The organism is Streptomyces sp. NPDC046939, assembly GCF_040644575.1.
In the GTDB taxonomy this organism is placed as follows: Bacteria; Actinomycetota; Actinomycetes; order Streptomycetales; family Streptomycetaceae; genus Streptomyces.
The window spans coordinates 51,938-75,612 of record NZ_JBEYWV010000029.1 but is presented as its reverse complement, the minus strand read 5'-3'; the positions used below and the strand labels follow the sequence as shown (position 1 = coordinate 75,612).

Below are 23,675 nucleotides of genomic sequence, written 5' to 3'. Positions count from 1 at the left end.
TCATGTGTGGCATCGCAGGCACGTACCGGTGGCCGGACGGGAAGGCCGTCACCGACCGGCTCACCGACATCCTCGCCCACCGGGGCCCGGACGGGGCGGGGCGCTACCGCCACTCCGTCACGGGCGACGGTGAGGTGCACCTCGGGCACCGTCGGCTCTCGATCATCGACCTGTCGGAGACGGGCGCCCAGCCGATGGTCTCGGACGGGCTCGCCCTGACGTACAACGGCGAGCTGTACAACGCGCCGGAGCTGCGGGCCGAGCTGGCCGCGTCCGGCGTCCGCTTCCGTGGCACCTCCGACACCGAGGTGCTCCTGGAGGCGTGGCGGCGCTGGGGCACGGAGTGCCTGCCCCGCCTGCGCGGCATGTTCGCGTTCGGGGTCTTCGACGAGCGGACCGGTGATCTGACGCTGGTGCGGGACCAGCTGGGCATCAAGCCGCTGTTCTTCCTGCGGCGCGGCGAGGGCCTGGTCTTCGCCTCGGAGCTGAAGGCGCTGGCGACCGCGACCGGCGGCGCCCTGGACGTGGACCCGGCGGCGCTCGTCGCCTCGCTCCTCTACTACTGGGTGCCGGACTCGCGGTGCGCGTACCGCGAGGCGGAGAAGCTGCCGCCGGGGAGCTGGCTGACGTGCCGGGCGGACGGGCGGGTGGAGCGCGGCCGGTTCTGGCATCTGCGGGACGTCGCGGCGGAGGGGCAGGAGCGGGCGCGGGCCGGGGAGATCCCGGACTTGGCGGCGATCATCGAGGGGTCGACACGGCAGCACCTGCTCTCGGACGTGCCGGTGGCGACGTTCCTGTCGGGCGGGCTCGACTCCAGCTATCTGACGGCGCTCGCGGCGCGCGACCGGCCGGGGATCTCGGCTTACACGATCGGGTTCCGCGCGGAGGACGCCAAGTTCGAGGCGATGCCGGACGATCTGCGCTACGCGCGGCAGGTCGCGGAGCGGTTCGGGGTCGATCTGCACGAGATCGAGATCGCGCCGAACGTGCTCGACCTGCTGCCGGAGATGACGTACCACCTGGACGAGCCGATCGGTGACCCGGCGGCGATCAACACGTATCTGATCTGCTCGGCCGCCCGGGAGGCCGGGGTCAAGGTGATGCTGTCGGGGATGGGCGCCGACGAGCTGTTCGCGGGGTACCGCAAGCACCTCGCGAATCTGCTCGCCCTGCGCTACCAGCGGGTTCCGGGGCCGCTGCGGCGCGGCGTTTCGGCGGCGGTGGACCGGCTGCCGGTCGCCTCGGCCACGCGCGGCTACCGGTCGGTGCGGTTCGCGAAGCGGTTCCTGTCCTTCGCGGATCTGCCGGAGGAGACGGCGTTCCGGCGCAGCTACACCATGTACGACCAGGACGAACTGCTCGCCCTGGTCAACCCCGACCTGGCCGGGACGGTCGACGACGTGCTGACCGAGCACGCGGACGTCTACGAGGACAACGCGCTCGACGACTTCGTCAACCGCATGTGCCTGGGCGACGCCCGGATGTTCCTGCCGGGCCTGAACCTCACCTACACGGACCGGTCCAGCATGGCCGCGTCGACCGAGGTCCGGGTGCCGTACGTGGACGTCGAGGTGGTCAAGGCCGCCTTCACCTTCCCCGGCGAGCGGAAGATCGCCGGGCGGCAGGGCAAGGCCGTCCTCAAGGAGGCCGCCGCGACGGTCCTGCCGGACGAGATCGTGTACCGGCCCAAGGGCCTGTTCAGCGCGCCGCTGCGGGCCTGGATGAGCCGGGACCTGGCGCCGCTCGTGCGTGAGGTGATCAACGACGGCGTGCTCGTCAACTCCGGTTTCCTGCGCCGTGACGCGCTGGCCCGGATGGTCGCCGAGGACGCCTCCGGACAGCGGGACTTCTCCAAGCACCTATGGCATGTGCTGACCCTCGAGTACTGGTATCGCGGCGCGACCTCCGGCTCCGGCCGGAGCCGGGCGGCCTGAGAACAAGCGTGAACACAAGAGGAGCTCGGGTGAAACAGGTTGTGCAGAACTACAAGAGCGGCGAACTCGCGCTGCTCGACGTCCCCGCGCCGGGGTGCAAGCCGGGCGGCGTCCTCGTACGCAGCGCCTTCTCGCTGATATCGACCGGTACCGAGCTGATGAAGGTCTCCGAGGCCGGCATGTCGATGGTGGGCAAGGCCCGCTCGCGCCCGGACCAGGTCGCCAAGGTCATGCAGAGCGTCGCCGCCAACGGGGTGCCCGCCACCTACCGCAAGGTGATGGGCAAGCTCGACTCGTACACGCCGCTCGGCTACTCGCTGTGCGGGATCGTCGAGCAGGTCGGCGCGGGCGTCGACGACGTGAAGGTCGGTGACGTGGTGGCGTGCGCGGGCAACGAGCACGCGCTGCACGCCGAGGTGAACTGGGTCCCGAAGAACCTGTACGTCCCGGTGCCGGAGGGTCTCGCCCCGCGCCACGCGGCCTTCGGCACGGTCGGCTCGATCGCGATGCAGGGCGTCCGCCAGGGCGAGCCGCAGCTCGGTGAGGTGGCCCTGGTCATCGGCCTCGGGCTGATCGGACAGTTGGTGGTGCAACTCCTGACCGCCTCGGGCGTCCGCGTCGTCGGCGCCGACCCGGACCCGGAGCGGTGCGCGCTCGCCGAGCGGGCGGGCGCCGACGCCTGCGGCGACCCCGGCTCCGACGCCGTGAAGGCCGCCGTCGCCGAACTCACCGACGGCCACGGCGTGGACCAGGTGTACCTGGCCGCCGGTGGCTCCAGCAACCAGCCGGTCGAGCTGGCCGCCGAGCTGGCCCGGGACCGGGGCCGCGTCGTCGACATCGGCAAGTGCCGCCTGGACCTCCCGTGGAACGCGTACTACGAGAAGGAGCTGGACGTCCGCTTCTCGCGCTCCTACGGCCCCGGGCGTTACGACCCCTCGTACGAACTGGAGGGGCGCGACTACCCGATCGGCTACGTGCGCTGGACCGAGCGCCGCAACCTGGCGTGCTTCCTCGACCTGGTCGCCCGCGGGCGCGTCGACGTGGAGCCCCTCATCTCCCACATCGCCGAGTTCGACGACGCCGTGGAGACGTACCAGAGCCTCAAGGACGGCGAGCTGAAGGCGGTCGCGGTCCTCTTCCGCTACCCCGGGCAGCCGACGGAGGCGGTGGAGCCGAAGCCGGCCGAGGTCACCGTGCCCGCCGTGCGGCGCGGCGCCGCCGTGCCGGACCGGGCGCGAGCCGCCGGGTCGCCCGTGCGCTGCGCGTTCATCGGCGCCGGGAACTACGCCTCCTCGATGCTCCTGCCCCATCTGGCCGGGCGCGACGGCGTGGAGCTGGCCACCGTCGTCACCACGACCGCGCTGTCCGCCGCCAACGCGCAGCGCAAGTTCGGCTTCGCCGAGGCCACCACCGACCTCGACGCGGTCCTCGGCGACAAGACCGTCGACGCCGTCTTCGTCGTCACCCGGCACAGCTCGCACGCCGAGCTGACCCAGCGGGCGCTGCGCGCGGGCAAGGCCGTCTTCGTGGAGAAGCCCCTCGCGCTCACCGAGGAGGAGCTGGCGAGCGTCCTCGCGACGGTCGAGGAGACCGGCAACGACCGGTTGCAGGTCGGCTTCAACCGCCGTTTCGCACCCCTGCTCCAGGAGGCGAAGCAGCAGTTCGGCGCCCGGACGGGCCCGGCCAGCCTGCGCTACCTGGTCAACGCGGGCCGCCTCGACCACGGCAGCTGGTATCTGCGCCAGTCCACCGAGGGCTCCCGGTTCGCGGGCGAGGGCGGGCACTTCATTGACACGGCGAGCTGGCTCCTCGGCGCCGACCCCGAGTCGGTGTACGCGACCGCCACACCCGGCGGCGAGGACCTCCAGGTCCAGCTCCGCTACCCCGACGGGTCCACCGCCACCATCAGCTACGTCACCACCGGCTCCTCCGGCTTCCCCAAGGAGACCCTCGACCTGATCGCGGACGGCAAGGTGCTGCGCCTCGACGACTTCGTACGGGCGTCGGTCTACGGCCGCAAGAAGTGGGTCAGCTCGCGGCTGCCGAAGGCCCGCGACAAAGGGCAGAACGCCGAACTCGCCGCGTTCGTCCGGGCCGTACGGACCGGCGGGCCCATGCCCGTACCGCTGGAGTCCCTCGCCGCGACCACGGCGGCGACGCTCGCCGTGCGGGCAGGACTCGCGGGCGGCGCGCCCGTGACGCTCGCGAGGTCGCCGCGATGACCATGAGCCCCACCTGGTACCTGCGGCGCCTGTCCCGGATGGGCCCGCGGGAGGTCGGCGGACGCGCCGCCGACGCCGCCCGCAGGCGGCAGTGGCGCGCCGCGCCGCCGCACAGCCCGGCCGTGACCGGCGCCCGGTTCACCGTCGCGCTGCCCGCGGGCGCCCTCGACGCCGTGGCGCCGGACGCCGCGAAGCGGCTGCTCGCCGAGGCCGACCGGCTGATGGTCGGGCAGGCCGAGTTCTTCGGCGTGGTCCGCGACGACCTCGTGGACCCGGACTGGTGGTACGACCCGAAGACCGGGCGCCGGGCCCCCGACGGCTACGCCTTCGACGTGCCCTACCGCAGCGAGGACACGGTCGGCGACATCAAGCAGATCTGGGAGCCGTCGCGCCACCAGTACCTGACCGTGCTCGCCGCCGCCTACGCGGTCAGCGGCGACGAGCGGTACGCCGAGCGCGTCGCCGCGCACCTGGAGTCCTGGTGGGCGGCGAACCCGCCGCTGCGCGGGGTGCACTGGGTCAGCGGCATCGAGCTGGGCATCCGGCTCCTTTCGTGGGTGTGGGTGCGGCGGCTGCTCGACGGGTGGCGGGGCGCGCCCGCGCTGTTCGAGGAGAACCCGGTGGCGGTCGAGCAGATCTGGCACCACCAGCGCTGGCTGGCCGCCTTCCCGAGCCGGGGCTCGTCGGCCAACAACCACGTCATCGCGGAGGCGGCCGGGCAGTTCGCGGCGGCCTGCGCCTTCGACTGGTTCCCGTCCTCCCCGCGCTGGCGCGGCGACGCGCTGCGCTCCCTGGACCGGAACCTGCGCGCCAACACCTACCTCTCCGGGCTCAACCGCGAGCTGGCCTCCGAGTACCACGGGCTCGTCCTCGAACTGGGCCTCGCCGCGCTCGCCGAGGCCGACGCGGCGGGCGTGGAGGTCCCGGCGACCGTCCGGCTGGTGCTGCTGCGGATGACGGACGCGCTCGCCGCCGTGGTCGACGACCGGCTCAGGCCGCCGCGCCAGGGCGACGCCGACGACGGGCACGGCCTCGTCGTGGACGGCGCGGGCACCGACCGCTGGGGCTCGCTCCTCGCCACCGGGGCCGCCGTCTTCGGCCGCCTCGACTGGTGGCCCGGGGTGCCCGGCACCGATGTCCGTACACCGCTGCTCACCGCGCTGATCAGGCCGTACACGGCGGCCCCGAAGCGCCCCGCGCGCAGGCCCGTGCACTTCCCCGACGCGGGCATGACCATCCTGCGCGGCCCGGACGGCATCTGGTGCCGCCTCGACGGCGGGCCGCACGGGTTCCTGTCGATCGCCGCGCACGCCCACGCGGACGCGCTGTCGGTGGAGGTGCGGCAGGACGGGGTGGACGTGCTCGCCGACCCGGGCACGTTCTGCTACCACGGGCAGCCCGAGTGGCGGCGGTACTTCCGCTCCACGCTCGGCCACAACACCCTGGAGCTGGACGGCGTGGACAGCTCCGTCTCCGGCGGCCCGTTCCTGTGGACCCGGCACGCCCGCACCCGCGTCCTGGTCGCCGACACCTCCGACCCGAAGGTGTCCCGCTGGTCCGCCGAGCACGACGGGTACCGGCCCGCCGTCCATCGTCGTAGGGTCGAACTCGCGTCAGTGGGACGGGAGTTGCGTATCGTCGACGAGGTGCGCGGGCCGCACGGGCAGGTGCGTCTCGCCTTCCATCTCGGCCCGGCGGTCACCGCGGAGCTGACCGGGGACCGGGCGACGCTCACCTGGGACCGGGACGGCGAGCGGCGCTCGGCGGTGCTCGACCTGCCGGACTCGCTGACGTGGCGGGCGCACCGCGGCGAGAGCGATCCCCCGCTGGGCTGGTACTCCCCCGGCTTCGGCCGCAAGGAACCGGCCACGACGCTGATCGGCACGGGTCCCGGCGCCGACGACGACACCCGGCGGTTCACGACCGTGCTCACGTTCTCGTAGCCCGACAGCCGGGACCACGGACAGCACAAGACGCAGAGTCAGAGAGGAGGACGCGTGAGGACGACATGGCGTCACCGGGCCCGGCCCGCCGCACCGCTGGTGCTCGCCCTCGCCCTGCTGGCGACGGCCGGCTGCACGGGCACGAGCACATCGGGCTCCTCGGCGAAGCCGGGCGCCTCACCGTCCACGTCCGGGGTCCGGCAGCAGGTGGGGCGGGTGTGCGCCAAGCCCCCGGCCGGGCCGGAGAAGCCGCCGGCGGGCGCGGTGGAGATCGACCCCGGCAAGGTCGGCGACCTCGCCGAGAAGACGGAGAAGAGCCCGCCGCACACCACGTTCTATCTGCGCCCCGGCACGCACCGGCTCGCCCCGCAGCGCTACGCGCAGGTCGTCCCGAAGGAGGGGGACCGCTACATCGGGGCGCCGGGCGCGGTCCTCGACGGGCGCCGGACGAACCAGTACGCGTTCAGCGGCGACGCCCGCCACGTCATCCTGCGGTTCCTGACCGTGCAGGGGTTCGTCCCGCCGCAGAACGAGGGCGTCGTCAACCACAGTTCGGCCGACGACTGGACCGTCGAGCACTCCACCATCCAGCGCAACCAAGGCGCCGGACTCATGGCCGGTGCCCGCCAGCAGGTCCGTGGCAACTGCCTGCGCGACAACGGGCAGTACGGCATGAACGCCTTCAAGGACGGCGACTCCATCCGCGACCTCGTGGTCGAGGGCAACGAGATCACCGGCAACAACACCGAGGACTGGGAGAAGCGGCAGAAGGGCTGCGGCTGCACCGGCGGCATCAAGTTCTGGGCCGTCGACCGCGCCGACGTCCGCGGCAACTGGGTGCACGACAACCGGGGCACCGGCCTGTGGGCGGACACCAACAACAACGACTTCCGCATCGAGGACAACCTGATCGAGGACAACGACGGCGCCGCGCTGATCTACGAGATCAGCTACAACGCGGTCGTCCGGAACAACACGATCCGGCGCAACAACCTCGTCGAGGGGCGCGACGCCGCCGAGCGCGGCGACGCCTTCCCCTACGGCAGCGTCTACATCTCCGAGTCGGGCGGCGAACCCCGGATCCACGCCCGCACGGACAAGATCGACATCTACCGGAACCGGCTGGAGAACAACTGGAACGGCATCACCCTGTGGGAGAGCGCCGACCGGTTCTGCAACAGCCCCGCCAACACCTCCTCCGGCGACTGCACGCTGCTCGTGAAGGACACCGGGCGGTGCAAGCGGCCCGCGATCACATCGGAGCCGCTGTACGCGGACTGCCGGTGGAAGACCCAGCGGGTCGACGTCCACGACAACCGGTTCGTGCTGGACAAGGCGAGGATCGACTGCTCGTCGCGGTGCGACCGGATGGCGCTGCTCGCCAACTACGGCACCTACCCCGACTGGTCGCCGTACAAGGGCGACAAGGTGCAGAAGTACATCACCGACAAGCAGCACAACCGCTGGCACGACAACGTCTACGTCGGGCCGTGGCGGTTCGTCGCCCAGGACATGGGCAAGGTGCTCGACGCCGGTCAGTGGCAGGCGATGCCGTACGAGCAGGACGCGGGCAGCACCTTCGACGTCCAGGCCGGTGGTTGAGATGGTCAAGGACCTGATGCCGACGCGCACCCCGCGGACCGTGGGGGTCGTCTGGGCGCTGCTCGGCCTCAACACGCTCGGCTCGGCGGGCGCGAAGACGATCATTCCGCTGCCGCGCTCCCTGATCCAACTGGTCACGATGGGCGCGCTGGTCGCCGCGTTCACGCTCGCGCTCGCGGTCAACTTACGGCTGCGGGTCAGGGCCAGCGCGTTCCTGCTGCTCCTGACGTTCCTGCTGGTGCCGAGCATCCTCTCCAGCGTCCATCTGGAGGCCGGGTTCGGTGCGCTGTTCCGCTGCTTCCGGCTCTCGCTGTTCGTGGGGACGCTGTGGCTCCTGAGCCGCTGGTGGAACGGGGACACGACGTTCGTCCGCTACCACATCCGGTTCTACTTCGCCGCGATCGGGACGGCCGCCGCGGGGCTCGCGATCTCGCCCGGCGCGGCCATGCCCGAGCTGTACGGCGGCCGTCTCGTCGGCGCCCTGTGGCCGCTGACACCGCCGCAGATCGGCCAGTACGCGGCGGTGATCATCGGGCTGACGACGCTGCTCCTGCTCGGCCGGCAGACCGACGGGCGGACGGCGGCGATCATCCTCGTGCCGTCGTTCGTCCTGCTCGCGCTGACCCACACCCGTACGGCGACGGTCGGGATGCTCGTCGGCCTGGTCGTCGCGATCTGCTCGCTCGTGCTGACCAGCGCGGCCGCGCGGCGGTTCTTCGCCTGGTCGGTGGTGGTTGTGACGGTCGCCGCGGTGGGGTTCGCGGGCGCGGTGCAGGCGTGGTTCCTGCGCGGGCAGTCCAAGGAGTACTTCACCAGCCTGACCGGCCGCGCCAAGGTGTGGGACGCGCTGCTCGCCGCGCCCCGGTCGACGGCGGAGCAGCTGTTCGGCACGGGCCTCGGCGACAAGTCGTTCAACGGGCTGCCGATCGACAACAGCTGGCTGGCCGTCTACAACGAGCAGGGGCTCACCGGCGTCGGGCTCGTCGCGGCGATGCTGCTGGTCCTGCTCGGCGTGGCGCTGCTTCGGCCGCCGTCGCTCTCCCGGGCCTGCGCGATCTTCCTCATCACGTACGTGGTGATGTCCTCGTACACCGAGGCGGGGCTCGGCGACGCCTCCCCGTACCTGCTGCACCTGGCGCTCGCCGCGTCGCTGCTCGCGGCGCCCGTGCCCACCACGCCCCCGACGACGCCCGCCGATCCGCGGCGGCGCGTCCCGCGCTGGGCCCGCACCCCGGAGGTGACCTGAACCATGCACATCCTCGTGGTGCACAACTTCTACGTCTCGGCGCAGCCGAGCGGCGAGAACAAGGTCGTGGAGCAGGAGGTGCGGCTGCTGCGCGAGGCGGGCCACCGGGTCGAGGTGTTCGCGCGGCGCAGTGACGACATCGCGGGCCGCTCGCTGCTCGGCAAGGTCGCGGTGCCGCTCCAGGTGCCGTGGAACCCGGCCGTGCGCAAGGAGCTGGCGGCGAGGCTGCGGGCCGAGCGGCCGGACGTCGTCCACGTGCACAACGTGTTCCCGCTGCTCTCGCCCGCGGTGATCGCCGCCTGCGCCGACGCCGGGGTGCCGGTCGTCACGACGCTGCACAACTACTACCAGGTCTGCCCGCCGGGGACGCTGGAGCGGGGCGGCAGACCGTGCACCGAGTGCGTGGGCACGCGGGTGCCGCTGCCCGGGGTCCGGCACGGCTGCTACCGCCACTCGCGGCTCGCGACGGTGCCGCTCGCGGCGAGCATCGCGGTCAACCGGCGGCGGTGGTGGTCCGGCGTGGACCGGTTCTTCTGCATCTCCGCCGCGCAGCGCGACATCCTCGTCGGCGCGGGGATGCCCGCCGAACGGCTCGCGGTGAAGCACAACTTCGTCAATGAGCCGGGTGTGCGGCGGGCGAACGGCACCGGGGAGCACCTGCTCTACTTCGGCCGCCTCACCGAGGCCAAGGGCGTGCGGCTGCTCATGGCCGCGTGGGACGCGCTCCGGGCGGGCGGCGGGATCGGCGTGCCGCTCGTGATCGCCGGGGCGGGGCCGCTGAAGGACGAGGTGGCCGCCTGGGCGGCGGGCCGCGACGACGTGCGCTACGCGGGTCTGTACGACCCGGCGCAGTGCCAGGACGCCGTCGCGCGTTCGGTCGCGGTGCTCGCCCCCTCGGTGTACGAGGAGACGTTCGGCCTGGTGGTCGTGGAGGCGATGGCGGCCGGGGTTCCGGTCGTCGCCGCCGCGCACGGCTCCTTTGTCGAGCTGGTCGACGACGGCGTGACGGGGTTGCTCCACACGCCCGGCGACAGCGCCTCGCTCGCGGACGGCATCCGCCGGATCGCGGGAGAGCGGGGACGCAACCAGGAGATGGGCCAGGCGGCCCGGCGCCGGTACGAGCGGGGCTTCAGCCCCGCCGTCGGCCTCGAGCGTCTGGAGGAGGGGTACCGGGCCGTGATCGCGGACCGGTCGAGAGCAATGGGGGGAACGAGATGACGAGCTGCCGACTGTGCGGCTCGACGGCGCTGACCAGCGTCGTCGACCTGGGGGCGACCCCACCGTGCGAGAGCTTTCTCGCCGCGGACCAACTGGATCGGCCGGAGCCCGCGTACCCGCTGCACCTGCGGGTCTGCACCGACTGCTGGCTGGCGCAGATTCCGCCGCTGATCACACCCGAGGAGACGTTCAGCGAGTACGCGTACTTCTCGTCCTTCTCGACCAGCTGGGTCGAGCACGCGCGCACGTTCGTCGCGGACGCCGCGGAGCGGGTGGGCCTCGGCCCGGACTCGTTCGTGGTCGAGGTCGCGAGCAACGACGGCTATCTGCTGAAGCACGTGGTGGACCGGGGAATTCGCTGCCTGGGCATCGAGCCGTCGGTGAACGTGGGCGGCGCGGCCAGGGACGCGGGGGTGCCGACCCTCACGGAGTTCCTGTCCCCGGAGACCGGCGCCTCCGTCCGCGCCGAGAATGGCCCGGCGGACCTGGTCGTGGCCAACAACGTGTACGCGCACATCCCCGACGTGGTCGGCTTCACCCAGGGCCTGCGCGCCCTGGTCGCCGACGACGGCTGGGTCTCCATCGAGGTGCAGCACCTGCTCACCCTGATCGAGGAGAACCAGTACGACACGATCTACCACGAGCACTTCCAGTACTACACGGTCGCCTCCGCGATCCGGGCGCTCGCCAGCGGCGGGCTCGCCCTGGTGGACGTCGAGCTGCTGCCGACGCACGGCGGCTCCATCCGGCTGTGGGCGCGCCCGCAGGAGGTGGCGGGCGCGCCGAGCCGCCGCGTCGCGGACGTCCTCGCCAAGGAGAAGGCCGCCGGGCTCCAGGAGCTGTCCGGGTACACGGAGTTCTCCGCGCGGGTGGCGAAGGTCCGCCGCGACCTGCTCAAGTTCCTCATCGAGGCGGCCGAGCAGGGCAGGACGGTCGTCGGCTACGGGGCGCCCGGCAAGGGCAACACGCTGCTCAACCACTGCGGCATCCGGCCCGACCTGCTCGCGTACACGGTCGACCGCAACCCCTACAAGCACGGCAGGTACACCCCGGGGACCCGCATCCCGATCCTTCCGCCCGAGCAGATCGACGCCGACAAGCCGGACTACGTCCTGATCCTGCCGTGGAACCTGCGGGCCGAGCTGACGCAGCAGCTTGCCTTCGTGCACGAGTGGGGCGGCCGCCTCGTCTTCCCGATCCCTGAACTGAGCATCGTCGAGCCCGTCGAGTCCGTCGCGAAAGAGGTCACAGCATGAAGGTCGTCCTGTTCTGCGGCGGTTACGGACTGCGGATGCGCGCCGGCGCCTCCGACGACATGCCCAAGCCGATGGCGATGGTCGGGCCGCGCCCGCTGATCTGGCACGTCATGCGCTACTACGCGCACTACGGCCACAAGGAGTTCATCCTGTGCCTGGGCTACGGCGCCCACCACATCAAGAACTTCTTCCTCAACTACGAGGAGACGACGTCCAACGACTTCGTGCTCCGCGGCGGGAAGACCGAGCTGCTCTCCACCGACATAGCGGACTGGACGATCACGTTCGCGCAGACCGGCATCGAGTCGCCGATCGGTGAGCGCCTGCGCCGGGTCCGCCACCACCTGGACGGGGACGAGATGTTCCTCGCCAACTACGCCGACGTGCTCACCGACGCGCCGCTGCCGGACATGATCGACCACTTCGCCAAGCGCGACGCGGGCGCCTCGATGATGGTCGTGCCGCCGCAGTCCTCGTTCCACTGCGTGGACCTCGGCGAGGACAACCTGGTCGGCGGGATCACAGCCGTCAGCGAGCTGCCGCTGTGGGAGAACGGCGGCTACTTCGTGCTCCGCCAGGAGGTCTTCGACCACATCCCCGAGAACGGTGACCTCGTCGCCGACGGCTGCGCCCAACTGGCCAAGCAGGGGCGGGCGGTGGCGTACAAGCACCGCGGGTTCTGGAAGCCGACCGACACGGTGAAGGAGCGGGCCGCCCTCGACGCCGCCTACGCGCGCGGCGAGCGCCCGTGGGCCGTGTGGGAGCAGGACAAGGCGGGGGTGCGCGCGTGATCCGGCTCGGCGCCGGGCGTCCGCTCGCCGGGGTCGTCGCGGTGGGCGCCCACTGCGACGACATCGCGATCGGCGCGGGCGGCACCCTGCTCGCCCTGTGCGAGGCACAGCCCGGCATCCGGGTCGACGCCCTCGTCCTGTCCGGCGGCGGCACCGAACGGGAGCAGGAGGAGCAGGCCGCCCTTGCCGCCTTCTGCCCCGGCGCCGACCTGCGCCTGACCGTGCTCAAGCTGGCCGACGGACGGCTGCCCGCGCAGTGGGAGGAGGCGAAGGCGGCCGTCGAGGAGCTACGGGCCCGCACCGAGCCCGACCTCGTCCTCGCGCCGCGCACCGACGACGCGCACCAGGACCACCGGGGCCTGGCGCAGCTGATGACCACCGCCTTCCGCGACCATCTCGTCCTCGGCTACGAGATCGTCAAGTGGGACGGCGACCTGGGGAGGATGGCGGCGTACCAGCCGCTGCCGGACGAGACCGCCGAGCGGAAGGTGCAACTGCTCCAGGAGCACTACGCCTCTCAGCGCCACCGCCCCTGGTACGACCGCGAGGCCTTCCTCGGCCTCGCCCGGATCCGCGGCATCGAGTGCCACGCCCGCTACGCCGAAGCCTTCGCCGTCACCAAACTCGTTCTCGACCTGGGGGATTGAACCTTGCGCGTTTTGCTCACCGGACACCAGGGCTACCTGGGCACCGTCATGGCCCCGGTCCTGAAGGCCGCCGGACACGACGTCGTCGGCCTGGACGCCGGCCTGTTCGCGGACTGTGTCCTCGGCCCCACCCCCGACGACCCGCCGGGAGCGCGGGTCGACCTGCGCGACGTCACGGCCGAGCACGTCGCCGGGGTGGACGCCGTGATCCACCTGGCCGCGCTCTCCAACGACCCCCTGGGCGCGCTCGCACCGCAGCTCACCTACGACATCAACCACCACGCCTCGGTCCACCTGGCCCGCCTCGCCCGCGAGGCCGGGGTGCGCCGCTTCCTGTACGCCTCCACCTGCTCCGTCTACGGCGCGGCGGGCGGCGACGAACTGGTCGGCGAGGACGCGCCCCTGCGGCCCGTGACGCCGTACGCCGAGTCGAAGGTGCGGGTCGAGGACGACCTGCACGCGCTCGCCGACGACGACTTCACGCCGGTCTACATGCGCAACGCGACGGCGTTCGGCTACTCCCCCAGGCTCCGCGCCGACATCGTCCTCAACAACCTGGTCGGTCACGCGCTGCTCTCGGGCGAGGTCCTCGTCCTCTCCGACGGCACGCCCTGGCGGCCGCTCGTGCACGCCGCCGACATCGCGCGCGCCTTCACCGCCGCCCTGGAGGCGCCGCGCGAGGCCGTGCACGACAAGGCGTTCAACATCGGCACCGAGGCCAACAACGTCACCGTCGCGGAGATCGCCGAGCAGGTCGCCGACGCGGTGCCGGGCGCGAAGGTCAACATCACCGGGGAGAACGGCGCCGACCCGCGCTCCTACCGCGTCGACTTCGCCCGCTTCCGCGCGGCGATCCCCGGCTTCGACTGCGAGTGGTCGGTCAAGCGGGGCGCGCTCGAACTCGCCGACGCCTACCGGGCGCACGGCCTCACCAAGGACGCCTTCGACCAGCGCTTCACCCGGCTCGCCGTGCTGCGCGCGGCGTCCGAGTCCGGCGCCGTCGACGACACGCTGCGGTGGCGCCGATGACGAGCGCGGGCGAGGAGATGCACGCCCTGGTGGAGCGCCTCTACCCGCTCTGCCGGAGCATCACCGGGGACGGTGTGCGCGCCACCCTGGAGATCGTCGGCGAACACCTCCCGCTCCAGGTGCACGAGGTGCCGACGGGCACGCAGGTGCTCGACTGGACGGTGCCGCAGGAGTGGAACATCCGCGACGCCTATGTCGCGGACGCGTCCGGCCGCCGGGTCGTCGACTTCCAGGCGTCCAGCCTGCATGTGCTCGGCTACAGCGTGCCCGTGTCGGCGCGGATGCCGCTGTCCGAGCTGCGCCCGCACCTGTACACGCTGCCCGACCATCCGTCCTGGGTGCCGTACCGGACCAGCTACTACAAGCCGGAGTGGGGCTTCTGCCTGGCGCAGGAGACCCTGGACGCGCTGCCGGAGGGCGAGTACGAGGTACGGGTGGACTCGACCCTCGCCGACGGGCACCTCACCTACGCCGAGCACGTGATCCCGGGGCAGGTCCCGGAGGAGGTCATCGTCTCCTGCCACGTCTGCCACCCGTCGCTCGCCAACGACAACCTGGCGGGCGTCGCGGTGGCGACGTACCTCGCGCGCGCCCTCGCGGAGCAGGAGCACCAGCCGTACTACACCTACCGGTTCATCTTCGCGCCCGGCACCATCGGCGCGATCACGTGGCTGGCGCGCAACGCGGACCGGATCGAGCGGGTGAAGCACGGGCTCGTGCTGGCCTGCGCGGGCGACCGCGGGCAGCTCACGTACAAGCAGAGCCGGCGCGGGGACGCGGAGATCGACCGAGTGCTGAAGCACGTCCTCAGCACGTCCGAACGGCCGCACACCGTACGGGAGTTCACGCCGTACGGGTACGACGAGCGGCAGTACTGCTCCCCCGGCTTCGACCTCGGCGTGGGCTCGCTCAGCCGGACCCCGTACGCGGGCTACCCGGAGTACCACACCTCGGCGGACAACCCGGACTTCGTCTCCCCGGAGGCGATGGCGGACACCCTCGCGGTGTGCCGGGAGGCGTTCGCCGTCCTGGACCGGAACCGGGCCTACGTCAACCTCAGCCCGTACGGCGAACCGCAGCTCGGGCGGCGCGGGTTGTACGACTCGCTCGGCGGGCGCAGCGACGCCAAGGAGGCGCAGATGGCGATGTTGTGGGTGCTCAGCCTCTCCGACGGCGCGCACAGCCTGCTCGACGTGGCCGAGCGGGCGGGGCTGCCGTTCGACACCGTCGCCGCCGCGGCCGACGCCCTGCACGGCGCCGGACTGATCAAGGCATGACGCCGATGACCACCGACGAGGAGAAGGCGCGCGCGACGGAGCGACCGGGCCGCTCGGCCCGGCGCGCCGTCGCGGGCCGCCTTTCCTGGGGCCTCGCGGACCAGGCAGCCTCCAGCATCTCCAACTTCGCGGTGGGCATCTACGTGGCCCGCTCGCTCGGCCTGACCGCGTTCGGCGTGTTCAGCCTGGCGTGGGTGACGTACGGCGTGGTGCTGAACGTCTCGCGCGGCGTGGCCACCGACCCGCTGATGGTCCGCTTCAGCGGGGTCACGCAGGATGCGTGGCGGGCGGCGACGGCCCGCGCGACGGGCACCGCGCTCGGCGTCGGCGCCGTCCTCGGCACGGTGTCCCTGGTCGTCGGCCTCGTGGTCGGCGGCCGTGTGGGGCCCGCGTTCGCCTGCCTCGGCGTCGTGCTGCCGGGGCTGCTCCTCCAGGACGCGTGGCGGTTCGCGTTCTTCGCCGCCGGGGCGGGCCGGAAGGCGTTCGTCAACGACCTGGTGTGGGGCGTCGCGCTCGTCCCCGCCCTGCTCCTCGCCGCCCGCCAGGGCAGCGTCGGCGCGTTCGTGCTCGCCTGGGGCGGCTCCGCGGCGGTGGCCGCGCTGTACGGCTGGTTCCAGTCGGGCATCCGGCCCCGCGCGTCCCGGGCCCGCGCCTGGCTGCGCGAACACCGCGACCTCGGCTACCGCTACCTCGTCGAGAACGTCACCAACAGCGGCGCCAGCCAGGTGCGGGCGTACGGGCTCGGCGCGATCGTCGGCGTCAGCGCCGTCGGCGTGGTCCGGGGCGCGGAGCTGCTGCTCGGCCCGTTCATGGCGGTGCTCATGGGGCTCTCCCTCGTCACCGTCGCCGAGGCCGCCCGGGTGCTGCGCCGGGCGCCCCACCGGCTCGGCGCGTTCTGTCTCCTGCTCGGCGGCGGGCAGGCCGTCGCCGCGCTGCTGTGGGGCGGGCTGCTGCTCCTGATGCCGGACCGGCTCGGCGAGCTGGTCCTCGGCGACGTGTGGAGCTCCGCCTCCCAGCTCATCGTGCCGGTCACGCTCGGCGTCGCGGGCGCCGGACTCGGCACCGGCGCCGCCGCCGGGCTGCGCGCGCTCGGCGCGGCCCGGCGCAGCCTGCGCAGCCAGCTCTGCGCCTCCGCCTTCTACGTCGCGGGCGGCCTCGGCGGGGCCGTCGCGGGCGGCACCTCCGGCTCCGCCTGGGGCGTCGCCGGCGCGCTCCTGTGCGGCTCGACCGTGTGGTGGCTGCACCTGCGGTCCGCGCTGCGCGAGCACCACCGAAACCCCACATCCGAAGTGAGGACCCCTTGACCACGCACCCCCGGCTGAGCATCGGCCTTCCCGTCTACAACGGCGAGGAATACCTCGCCGAGGCGCTCGACGCCCTGCTCGGCCAGACCTACGAGGACTTCGAGCTGGTCATCTCCGACAACGCCTCGACCGACGGGACGCAGGACATCTGCCGCAAGTACGAGGCGCAGGACCCGCGCGTCCGCTACATCCGGCTGACCCGCAACATCGGCGCCGCGCCCAACCACAACTACGTGTTCACGCAGTGCAAGGGCGAGCTGTTCAAGTGGGCCTCGCACGACGACCTGTACGCCCGCGACCTGCTGCGGCGCTGCGTCGACGCGCTCGACGAGCACCCCGAGGTCGTCCTCGCCCACGCCGACCAGGCCGTCATCGACGGCGACGGACGGATCACGGTGCCTTACGCGTACACGCTGAACACGGCGTCGCCCAGCGCGCCCGAGCGCTTCCGCAGCATGCTGTTCGAGGCCGGGGGCGACGACTTCTACGGGGTGATGCGCGCCGACGTGCTGCGCCGGGTGAAGCCGCACGACAGCTACCACCACGCGGACCGCACGTTCGTCGCGGAGATCGCGCTGCACGGCCCCTTCCACCAGGTCCCGGAGCTCCTGTACTTCCGCCGCGACCACCCCACCCGCGCCGAGCGCGCGAACCCCTCCAAGCGCTCCCGCTGCGTCAACCTCGACCCGCGCCGCGCGGGCCTGCTGCACCCGACGCCCCGGCTGCTCGCCGAGTACGTCCTCGGGTTCGTCTCGGCGATCCAGCGCGCCCCGCTCTCCGCCGCCGACCGGCGCGCCTGCCACCGCCACCTCGCGGCGTGGATGACCAGCAGGGCCCGGCCGGGCGGCGCGGGCGAGCGCGTCGAGGACCGGGCGCCCGTCGACCCGGCGCTGCTCACGGTGGACCTCGACGAGATCGTGGCGGGCCGTGAGAGCCGCCGCGGGGAGCAGGAGTGAAGCCGGTGCGGGTGGGCGTGTTCGGCCTGCTCGGCTCCGGCAACCTCGGCAACGACGGCTCCCTGGAGGCGGTGCTCGGCCACCTCCGCGACGCGCACCCGGACGCCGTCGTGGACGCGCTGTGCGGCGGCCCCGAGGCGGTCACCGCCCGGTACGGGATCCCGGCGACGCGGCTGCACTGGTACCGCGGGGAGTACCGGACCGCGTCCCGGGCGGGCGCGATCGCGGGCAAGGGGCTCGGCAAGCTCGTGGACGTCTTCCGCACCGCCGCCTGGGTGCGCGGGCACGACGTGGTCATCGTGCCCGGGATGGGTGTCCTGGAGGCCACGCTGCCGCTGCGGCCGTGGGGTTTCCCGTACTCCTTGTTCCTGCTGTGCGCGAGCGGGCGGCTGACGCGGACCCGGGTGGCGCTCGTCAGCGTCGGCGCGGGACCGATCGGGGTCCGGGCGACGCGGGCCCTGGTCCGCTGGTCGGCGCGGTGCGCCACGTACCGCTCGTACCGGGACGCGCTGTCGCGTGACGCCCTGCGGGAGATGGGCGTGGACACATCGCGCGACGAGGTCTACCCGGACCTGGCCTTCTCCCTGCCGGCGCCCGAGGCGCGCGCGGAGGCGCGGGGCCGGGTCTGTGTCGGCGTCATGGCCTTCCACGGCTCCAACGACGACCGCGACCGCGCCGACGAGATCCACGCGCGCTACCTCGACGGTGTCACCCGCTTCGTCCGGACACTGGCCGAGGAGGGCCGGGAGGTGCGGCTGCTCACCGGTGACGGCGTGGACGTGCCGGTGGTGGAGTCGATCCTCGCGGCGGTCGGCTCCCCGCTGGTGACGGCCTCCGACGCGGACTCGCTCGCCGCCCTCATGGCGGAGGCGGCCGCCGCCGACGCGGTGGTGGCGACCCGCTACCACAACCTCGTCTGCGCCCTGAAGGCCGGAACACCCACCCTCGCGCTCAGCTACGCCGCCAAGAGCGACGCGCTCATGGCCGACATGGGCCTCGGCGCCTACTGCCACCCGGCGCGCGAGGTCGACGCCGACCGCCTGCTCGCACAGTTCCGGTCCCTGGAGAAGGCGGCGCCGGAGCTGCGCCGGACTTTGAAGGAACGGAACGCGGTGGCGGCCGACCGCCTCAAGCACCAGTTCAGCGCCCTGACCCGCGCTCTGTTCCCGCACGAGAACCCCGCACTTGCCCCGCAGGAGACACGATGAAGGCCACCCCAGTCCCGGAGATCGACGGGGCGTACCTGTTCGAGCCGACCCCGCACGCCGACGAACGCGGCTTCTTCTGCCGCACCTTCGACGCCGACGTGGTCCGCTCGGTCGGCCTCGACCCGCACGCCTTCGTCCAGGACAGCGTCTCCCGCTCCGTGCGCGGCGTCCTGCGCGGCATGCACCTGCGCTCCGGCGCCGGGGAGGCCAAGCTCGTGCGCTGCTCGTACGGGCGGATCTTCGACGTCGTGGTGGACCTGCGCCCCGGCTCGCCGACCTATCTGGGCCGGGCCACCTTCGAACTCTCCGGCGACACGCAGCAGACCCTCTACATCCCGGCGGGGTGCGCGCACGGCTTCCAGGCGCTCACCGACACCGCCGACACCTCGTACCGGATCGACCGCGCGCACGACCCGGCCGAGGACGTGACGATCGCCCACGACGACCCGGACCTGGCGATCCCGTGGCCGCTTCCGGCCGCCTTCGTGTCGGAGCGGGACCGGCGGGCGCCGAGCCTCGCCGACGTCCTGAAGCACATCGAGAACACAGAGAACTGAGGCCGACGTGGACGCGTTCGAACTCCCCGAGTCCCGGCAGGCCAACGAGCGCCTGCACGCCCTGATCCCCGGCGGCGCGCACACCTACGCCAAGGGCGACGACCAGTACCCCGAACACCTCGCCCCCGTCATCAGCCACGGGCGCGGCGCCCATGTGTGGGACGTCGACGGCAACCGCTACATCGAGTACGGCTCCGGCCTGCGCTCGGTCAGCCTGGGCCACGCGCACCCGCGCGTCACCGAGGCCGTACGCCGTGAGCTGGACCGGGGCAGCAACTTCGTGCGCCCCTCAATCCTGGAGGTCGAGGCGGCGGAGCGGTTCCTGGCGACCGTGCCGACCGCCGAGATGGTGAAGTTCGCGAAGAACGGCTCCGACGTCACCACCGCCGCCGTACGCCTCGCGCGCGCCGTCACCGGCCGCACGCGCGTGGCGATCTGCCGCGACCACCCCTTCTTCTCGACGGACGACTGGTTCATCGCGACGACGCCCATGGCGGCGGGAATCCCCCGGGAGACGGCCGAACTGACGGTCGGCTTCCCCTACGGCGACCTGCCCGCCACCGAGGAACTCCTCACCCGGTACGAGGGCGAGATCGCCTGCCTGATCCTGGAACCGGCGGGACACGTCGAGCCGCCGCCCGGCTATCTGGAGGGCCTGCGCCGACTGGCCGACCGGCACGGCTGCGTCCTGGTCTTCGACGAGATGATCACCGGTCTGCGCTGGTCGGAGGCGGGCGCGCAGGGCCTGTACGGCGTCACGCCCGACCTGTCGACCTTCGGCAAGGCGCTGGGCAACGGCTTCGCCGTCTCGGCGCTCGCGGGCCGCCGCGAACTGATGGAGCGCGGCGGGCTGCGCCACGACGAGGAGCGCGTCTTCCTCCTGTCGACCACGCACGGCGCGGAGACCCACTCCCTGGCCGCCGCGATGGCCGTCCTCACGACGTACGTCGAGGAGGGCGTCACGGCGCGACTGCACGCGCTGGGCGAGCGGCTGGCGGCCGGGGTGCGCGCGGCGGCGGCCAGCATGGGCGTCGCCGACCACGTCCTGGTCCGGGGCCGCGCCAGCAACCTGGTCTTCGCCACCCTCGACGAGGAGGGCCGCCCCTCGCAGCCGTACCGCACGCTCTTCCTCCGCCAGCTCCTCGCGGGCGGCGTCCTCGCCCCGTCGTTCGTGGTGAGCAGCGCGCTCGACGAGGCCGACATCGACCGCACGGTGGAGGTCGTGGCGCAGGCGTGCGCGGTGTACCGCAAGGCGCTGGACGCGCGGGACCCGTCGGCGTGGACGGGCGGGCGCCCGGTGAAGCCGGTGTTCCGGCGGCGCGTGTGAGCTGACGAGCCTTCAGCGGCGTACGGGCTGACCGGTGTCGGCCGTCCGGCGGGTGCGCCGGTCGGCCACCCGGTCGACGCCCCAGGCGGCCACCGGCACCACCGCGAGGGCGGTGCACCATCCGGCGAGGACGTCGGTCGGGTAGTGCGCGCTCAGGGCGACCTGCGCCCAGCCCATGACGGACCCGGCGAGCAGCGCCACGGCCAGGACGAGCCACGTGCGGCGCGTAAGCACCGGCATGACCACGAGGGCGACCGCCGTGAGGAAGGCGGTGTGCCCGCTCGGGTAGGACAGGTTGTCGGGGCCGTGGATGGTGCGGCCCACGAGGGACTTGACCAGCGTGGCGACGACCACGGTGAGGCCGACGGCGACGACGGCGCGGACGGCGGCGCGCGGGCGCCCGAGCCACCACAGGCCCGCCACGAGCACCGCCATGACCAGGGCGGAGCCCGCGGGCTCCCCCAGGAAGTCGACGGTGAGGGCGACGGGCCGCCACGGCGGGCCCACGCTGTCGTCCGTCGGGTCGACGAACCACCGGTCCACGGTGCCGGGCGCGCCGTGCCCGGCGTACATCGCCCCGACCACGGCGACCAGCAGGGCGGCGAGCGGCGCGACGAGGCCGAGCCACAGGCGCTGGACGGGGGGTGGTGAGGCCGGCTCCGGTCGGTTGGTCACGGCCCCCAGCATGCCATCGGGGTCACGTCCCCGACGGGTGTTTCTCGCGGAGCATGCGCAGGACCGCCTGTTCCACGGGGCCGTAGGTGGCGGGGGTGCCGCCCGCGCCCGCGTCGCCGAGGTGGGGCAGGGCGTCGGTGACGGTGACGCCCTCCTCGTACAGCTCGATCACGCGCGGGTTGATGTAGGAGGCGCGGCAGACGGCGGGGGTGTTGCCGAGGTAGCCCGCGACCTCCCGCGCGGCGCGGGCGATGGCGCGGCGCCGGGCGGTCTCGCTGCTCGCGACGGACTGCGAGACGGCGAGGGCGACGGCGGCGAGGACGGTGGCGTGCCAGGTGCGGAAGTCCTTGGCGGTGATCTCCAGGCCGGCCAGTTCCTTGAGGTAGGTGTTGACGTCGTCGCCGGTCACCGGGTGCCAGGCCCGCCGCTCCCAGTAGGCGAGGAGCCGGCCGTCGTCGCTGCGGCGGCGCAGCATCGAGGTGAGGCTGCGGCAGGCGGCGGGGTCGGCGATGGTCTGGGCGAGTTCCTTGCCGTGCTTTCCGGTGTACGTGAAGGAGACGGTGCCGGCCCGGCTGTGGCACTGCTCGCGCAGCAGTGTGGTGAGGCCGTAGCTGTTGTTCAGTTCGGTGTAGCGGTCGCTGCCGATGCGGAAGAAGCCGAGGTCGAGGAGGCGTACGGCGGTGGCGAGGACCCGCTGCCGGGTCAGGCCGCGGTCCTTCAGATGGCCCTCGACCGTCTCCCGTACGGCGGGCAGCGCCTCCGCGACGTGCAGGACGTGCTCGTGCTTGGCGCGCTCCTGCTCGGCGCGGAACTGCGGGTGGTAGAGGTACTGGCGGCGCCCCGCGGCGTCGGTGCCGACGGCCTGGAGGTGTCCGTTGGGCCGGGTGCAGATCCATACGTCCCGCCAGGCCGGCGGGATGACGAGGTCCTTGATGCGGGCCAGCTGCTCCGGGTCGCGCAGCGGTTCGCCGTGCGTGTCCAGGTAGCGGAATCCGCGCCCGTGGCGCAGGCGGCGGAAGCCGGGGTCAGTAGGGCGACTGTGGTGGAGACGCATCCGACCTCCTGAACAAACCCGTCTGAAGTGTGGCGTACCAGTACCCTTCGGCCGGTTCCGTATGCGGGCCGGTGCCGCGCCGTGGTCACGGGCGGGGGTTGACGCGCCGCCACGGCGGCCGGGCGTCGGCGCCCCGGCGCCCGGCGACGGAGGCGCACCGCGGGCAGAGCCGCTGGACGCGGTCGGCGGCGCCGCCCGACTCGGGGATGACGTCCGTCCACGGCACGTGCGGGAACCGGGTGAGCCGGGACCGGCTGAGGGAGAGCCCGCAGACGGTCTCGTTGCGGCCCCGCTCCCACGCGTGGGCCTCACCGGCGGGCAGCCGCCTGCGCCCCTCCTCGTCGTCGGTCCACTGCCCGGACGCGGCCACGGCGTAGCTCGTCCGCGCTGCCACGGGGCGTCACCGGTTCCGGTCGGCGCCGCCGTGGTCGGAGGCGAGGGGCTTCAGCGGGTCGTGGCCGAGCGACATGAGGCGGTGGCGCCAGTGCGGCTCGCCCGCGGTGGGCTCCATGTCGACGCCCCGCTCGGCGGTGACGGTGTCGACGACCTTCCGCATGACGCGGATGTCGTCCGAGGTCAGGTCCGTGCGGCGCTTTCCGAGGATCTCGAGGACCCGGCGGCCGTTCTGGGTACCCGCCTGGTCGGGGAGCTGCTCCGTCGACTCGTCGGCGAAGCGGGTCCTGAGCCAGTCGCCGAGTTCTCGCGCGTTCATGTTGACCACCGCGTGGAACTCGTTCCAGACCTCGTCCAGTTCCGCTTCGGAGATGTCCGTCATGATCACTGCTACCTTCCGGATAGGGATTTCTCACGTGAAATCTGTCTATATCACCCATCACAGCCCGCTGGAGGCACGATGACCACCGAGCAGTCCGCGGGGCGGGCGTACGACGAGCGCGGGGCGGTGCCCCTCGCGGGGTACGCCGCCATCGCCACGACGTTCGCGGCGGCGACCGGGGCCTTCGTGGCCGTGGCGCGCCGACGCGGGGTCACCCTGCCAGAGCGGGTACCCCCGCTGGACGTGGCACTCCTCGGTGTGGCGACGTACAAGACGGCGCGCCTGCTCACCAAGGACAAGATCACCAGTTTTCTCCGGGCCCCGTTCACCCGCAGGAGCGAGGACACGACCGCGGGCGAGGTGATGGACGAGCCGCGCGGCAGCGGTCTGCGCCTCGCGGTGGGCGACCTGGTCTCGTGCCCGTTCTGCGTGTCGGCGTGGACCGCCTCGGGCCTCATGGGCACCTACCTGCTCGCACCCCGGGCCGCCCGCGTCGCCCAGTCCACGCTGGCCGCGATCACCGTCGCCGACTGGCTCCAGTACGCCTGGACGTGGACGCAGGAGAAGGCCGAGGGCTGAGCCCCGCGGCCCCGGCGGTCCGTGGCCGCCGCCCCCGCCGGGGCGGGCCGGCCACGGACCGTCGCGCACGGCGCC

The 23,675-nt window shown here is 72.8% G+C and carries 21 protein-coding genes; 17 read left to right on the top strand and 4 right to left on the bottom strand.

The features are described from left to right. Positions 1-2 precede the first annotated feature (2 nt). The 16 genes from asnB to ABZ877_RS28425 are packed head-to-tail and all read left to right on the top strand — an operon-like array spanning position 3 to position 20,517. Entirely contained in the window at positions 3-1,934 is a 1,932-nt protein-coding gene (gene asnB / locus ABZ877_RS28500) for an asparagine synthase (glutamine-hydrolyzing) (RefSeq protein WP_361076477.1), read from the top strand. Positions 1,935-1,963: 29 nt separating this feature from the next. Further along, positions 1,964-4,156: a bi-domain-containing oxidoreductase gene (locus tag ABZ877_RS28495; RefSeq protein WP_361076475.1), complete on the top strand. Its 2,193-nt coding sequence runs from the start codon at positions 1,964-1,966 to the stop codon at positions 4,154-4,156. Continuing rightward, entirely contained in the window at positions 4,153-6,099 is a 1,947-nt protein-coding gene (locus ABZ877_RS28490) for an alginate lyase family protein (RefSeq protein WP_361076472.1), read from the top strand. The genes ABZ877_RS28495 and ABZ877_RS28490 overlap by 4 nt, the downstream gene beginning before the upstream one ends. A 54-nt stretch (positions 6,100-6,153) precedes the next feature. After that, positions 6,154-7,701, top strand: a complete 1,548-nt coding sequence (locus ABZ877_RS28485) for a right-handed parallel beta-helix repeat-containing protein (RefSeq protein WP_361076469.1) — start codon at positions 6,154-6,156, stop codon at positions 7,699-7,701. A 1-nt stretch (position 7,702) separates the two neighbouring features. Beyond that, on the top strand, positions 7,703-8,947 hold the full coding sequence (locus ABZ877_RS28480) for an O-antigen ligase domain-containing protein (RefSeq protein WP_361076466.1): 1,245 nt from the start codon (positions 7,703-7,705) through the stop codon (positions 8,945-8,947). Positions 8,948-8,950: 3 nt separating this feature from the next. Continuing rightward, positions 8,951-10,165: a glycosyltransferase gene (locus tag ABZ877_RS28475; RefSeq protein WP_361076463.1), complete on the top strand. Its 1,215-nt coding sequence runs from the start codon at positions 8,951-8,953 to the stop codon at positions 10,163-10,165. Continuing rightward, complete coding sequence (locus ABZ877_RS28470; RefSeq protein WP_361076460.1) at positions 10,162-11,421, top strand: class I SAM-dependent methyltransferase; 1,260 nt, start codon at positions 10,162-10,164, stop codon at positions 11,419-11,421. The genes ABZ877_RS28475 and ABZ877_RS28470 overlap by 4 nt, the downstream gene beginning before the upstream one ends. Continuing rightward, positions 11,418-12,212, top strand: a complete 795-nt coding sequence (locus ABZ877_RS28465) for a glucose-1-phosphate cytidylyltransferase (protein ID WP_361076457.1) — start codon at positions 11,418-11,420, stop codon at positions 12,210-12,212. Before ABZ877_RS28470 ends, ABZ877_RS28465 begins: the two co-directional genes overlap by 4 nt. Further along, on the top strand, positions 12,209-12,859 hold the full coding sequence (locus tag ABZ877_RS28460) for a PIG-L deacetylase family protein (protein ID WP_361076454.1): 651 nt from the start codon (positions 12,209-12,211) through the stop codon (positions 12,857-12,859). Before ABZ877_RS28465 ends, ABZ877_RS28460 begins: the two co-directional genes overlap by 4 nt. A gap of 3 nt (positions 12,860-12,862) precedes the next feature. Then, on the top strand, positions 12,863-13,888 hold the full coding sequence (locus tag ABZ877_RS28455) for an SDR family oxidoreductase (RefSeq protein WP_361076451.1): 1,026 nt from the start codon (positions 12,863-12,865) through the stop codon (positions 13,886-13,888). After that, the gene (locus ABZ877_RS28450) at positions 13,876-15,165 is read left to right on the top strand and encodes a DUF4910 domain-containing protein (protein WP_361076448.1); all 1,290 of its coding nucleotides are present in this window, start codon (positions 13,876-13,878) and stop codon (positions 15,163-15,165) included. Before ABZ877_RS28455 ends, ABZ877_RS28450 begins: the two co-directional genes overlap by 13 nt. Next, positions 15,162-16,469, top strand: coding sequence for a hypothetical protein (locus ABZ877_RS28445; RefSeq protein WP_361076446.1), 1,308 nt, complete (start codon positions 15,162-15,164; stop codon positions 16,467-16,469). The genes ABZ877_RS28450 and ABZ877_RS28445 overlap by 4 nt, the downstream gene beginning before the upstream one ends. Beyond that, on the top strand, positions 16,466-17,425 hold the full coding sequence (locus tag ABZ877_RS28440; RefSeq protein WP_361076443.1) for a glycosyltransferase family 2 protein: 960 nt from the start codon (positions 16,466-16,468) through the stop codon (positions 17,423-17,425). Before ABZ877_RS28445 ends, ABZ877_RS28440 begins: the two co-directional genes overlap by 4 nt. After that, the gene (locus ABZ877_RS28435) at positions 17,422-18,633 is read left to right on the top strand and encodes a polysaccharide pyruvyl transferase family protein (protein ID WP_361076441.1); all 1,212 of its coding nucleotides are present in this window, start codon (positions 17,422-17,424) and stop codon (positions 18,631-18,633) included. Before ABZ877_RS28440 ends, ABZ877_RS28435 begins: the two co-directional genes overlap by 4 nt. Beyond that, the gene (gene rfbC / locus ABZ877_RS28430) at positions 18,630-19,190 is read left to right on the top strand and encodes a dTDP-4-dehydrorhamnose 3,5-epimerase (protein WP_361076438.1); all 561 of its coding nucleotides are present in this window, start codon (positions 18,630-18,632) and stop codon (positions 19,188-19,190) included. Before ABZ877_RS28435 ends, rfbC begins: the two co-directional genes overlap by 4 nt. A 7-nt stretch (positions 19,191-19,197) precedes the next feature. Beyond that, positions 19,198-20,517, top strand: coding sequence for a glutamate-1-semialdehyde 2,1-aminomutase (locus tag ABZ877_RS28425; protein WP_361076435.1), 1,320 nt, complete (start codon positions 19,198-19,200; stop codon positions 20,515-20,517). A 12-nt stretch (positions 20,518-20,529) separates the two neighbouring features. On the opposite strand, the gene ABZ877_RS28420 is transcribed toward ABZ877_RS28425, so the two are convergent. The 4 genes from ABZ877_RS28420 to ABZ877_RS28405 all read right to left on the bottom strand — a co-directional run bounded on the left by ABZ877_RS28420 (position 20,530) and on the right by ABZ877_RS28405 (position 23,021). Next, positions 20,530-21,192 (bottom strand): phosphatase PAP2 family protein, encoded by a 663-nt coding sequence (locus tag ABZ877_RS28420; protein ID WP_361076432.1) that lies wholly within the window; start codon positions 21,190-21,192, stop codon positions 20,530-20,532. 22 nt (positions 21,193-21,214) lie between these two features. After that, the gene (locus tag ABZ877_RS28415) at positions 21,215-22,246 is read right to left on the bottom strand and encodes a DNA topoisomerase IB (RefSeq protein WP_361076429.1); all 1,032 of its coding nucleotides are present in this window, start codon (positions 22,244-22,246) and stop codon (positions 21,215-21,217) included. 85 nt (positions 22,247-22,331) lie between these two features. Next, positions 22,332-22,640 carry a hypothetical protein gene (locus ABZ877_RS28410; RefSeq protein WP_361076426.1) on the bottom strand — a complete coding sequence of 103 codons (309 nt, stop codon included), beginning with the start codon at positions 22,638-22,640 and terminating at the stop codon, positions 22,332-22,334. A gap of 6 nt (positions 22,641-22,646) precedes the next feature. After that, entirely contained in the window at positions 22,647-23,021 is a 375-nt protein-coding gene (locus tag ABZ877_RS28405) for a DUF3140 domain-containing protein (RefSeq protein ID WP_361076423.1), read from the bottom strand. A 78-nt stretch (positions 23,022-23,099) separates the two neighbouring features. Here ABZ877_RS28405 and ABZ877_RS28400 point away from each other — a divergent pair, with 78 nt between their 5' ends. Then, positions 23,100-23,600 (top strand): DUF1360 domain-containing protein, encoded by a 501-nt coding sequence (locus ABZ877_RS28400; protein WP_361076420.1) that lies wholly within the window; start codon positions 23,100-23,102, stop codon positions 23,598-23,600. Positions 23,601-23,675 lie beyond the last annotated feature (75 nt).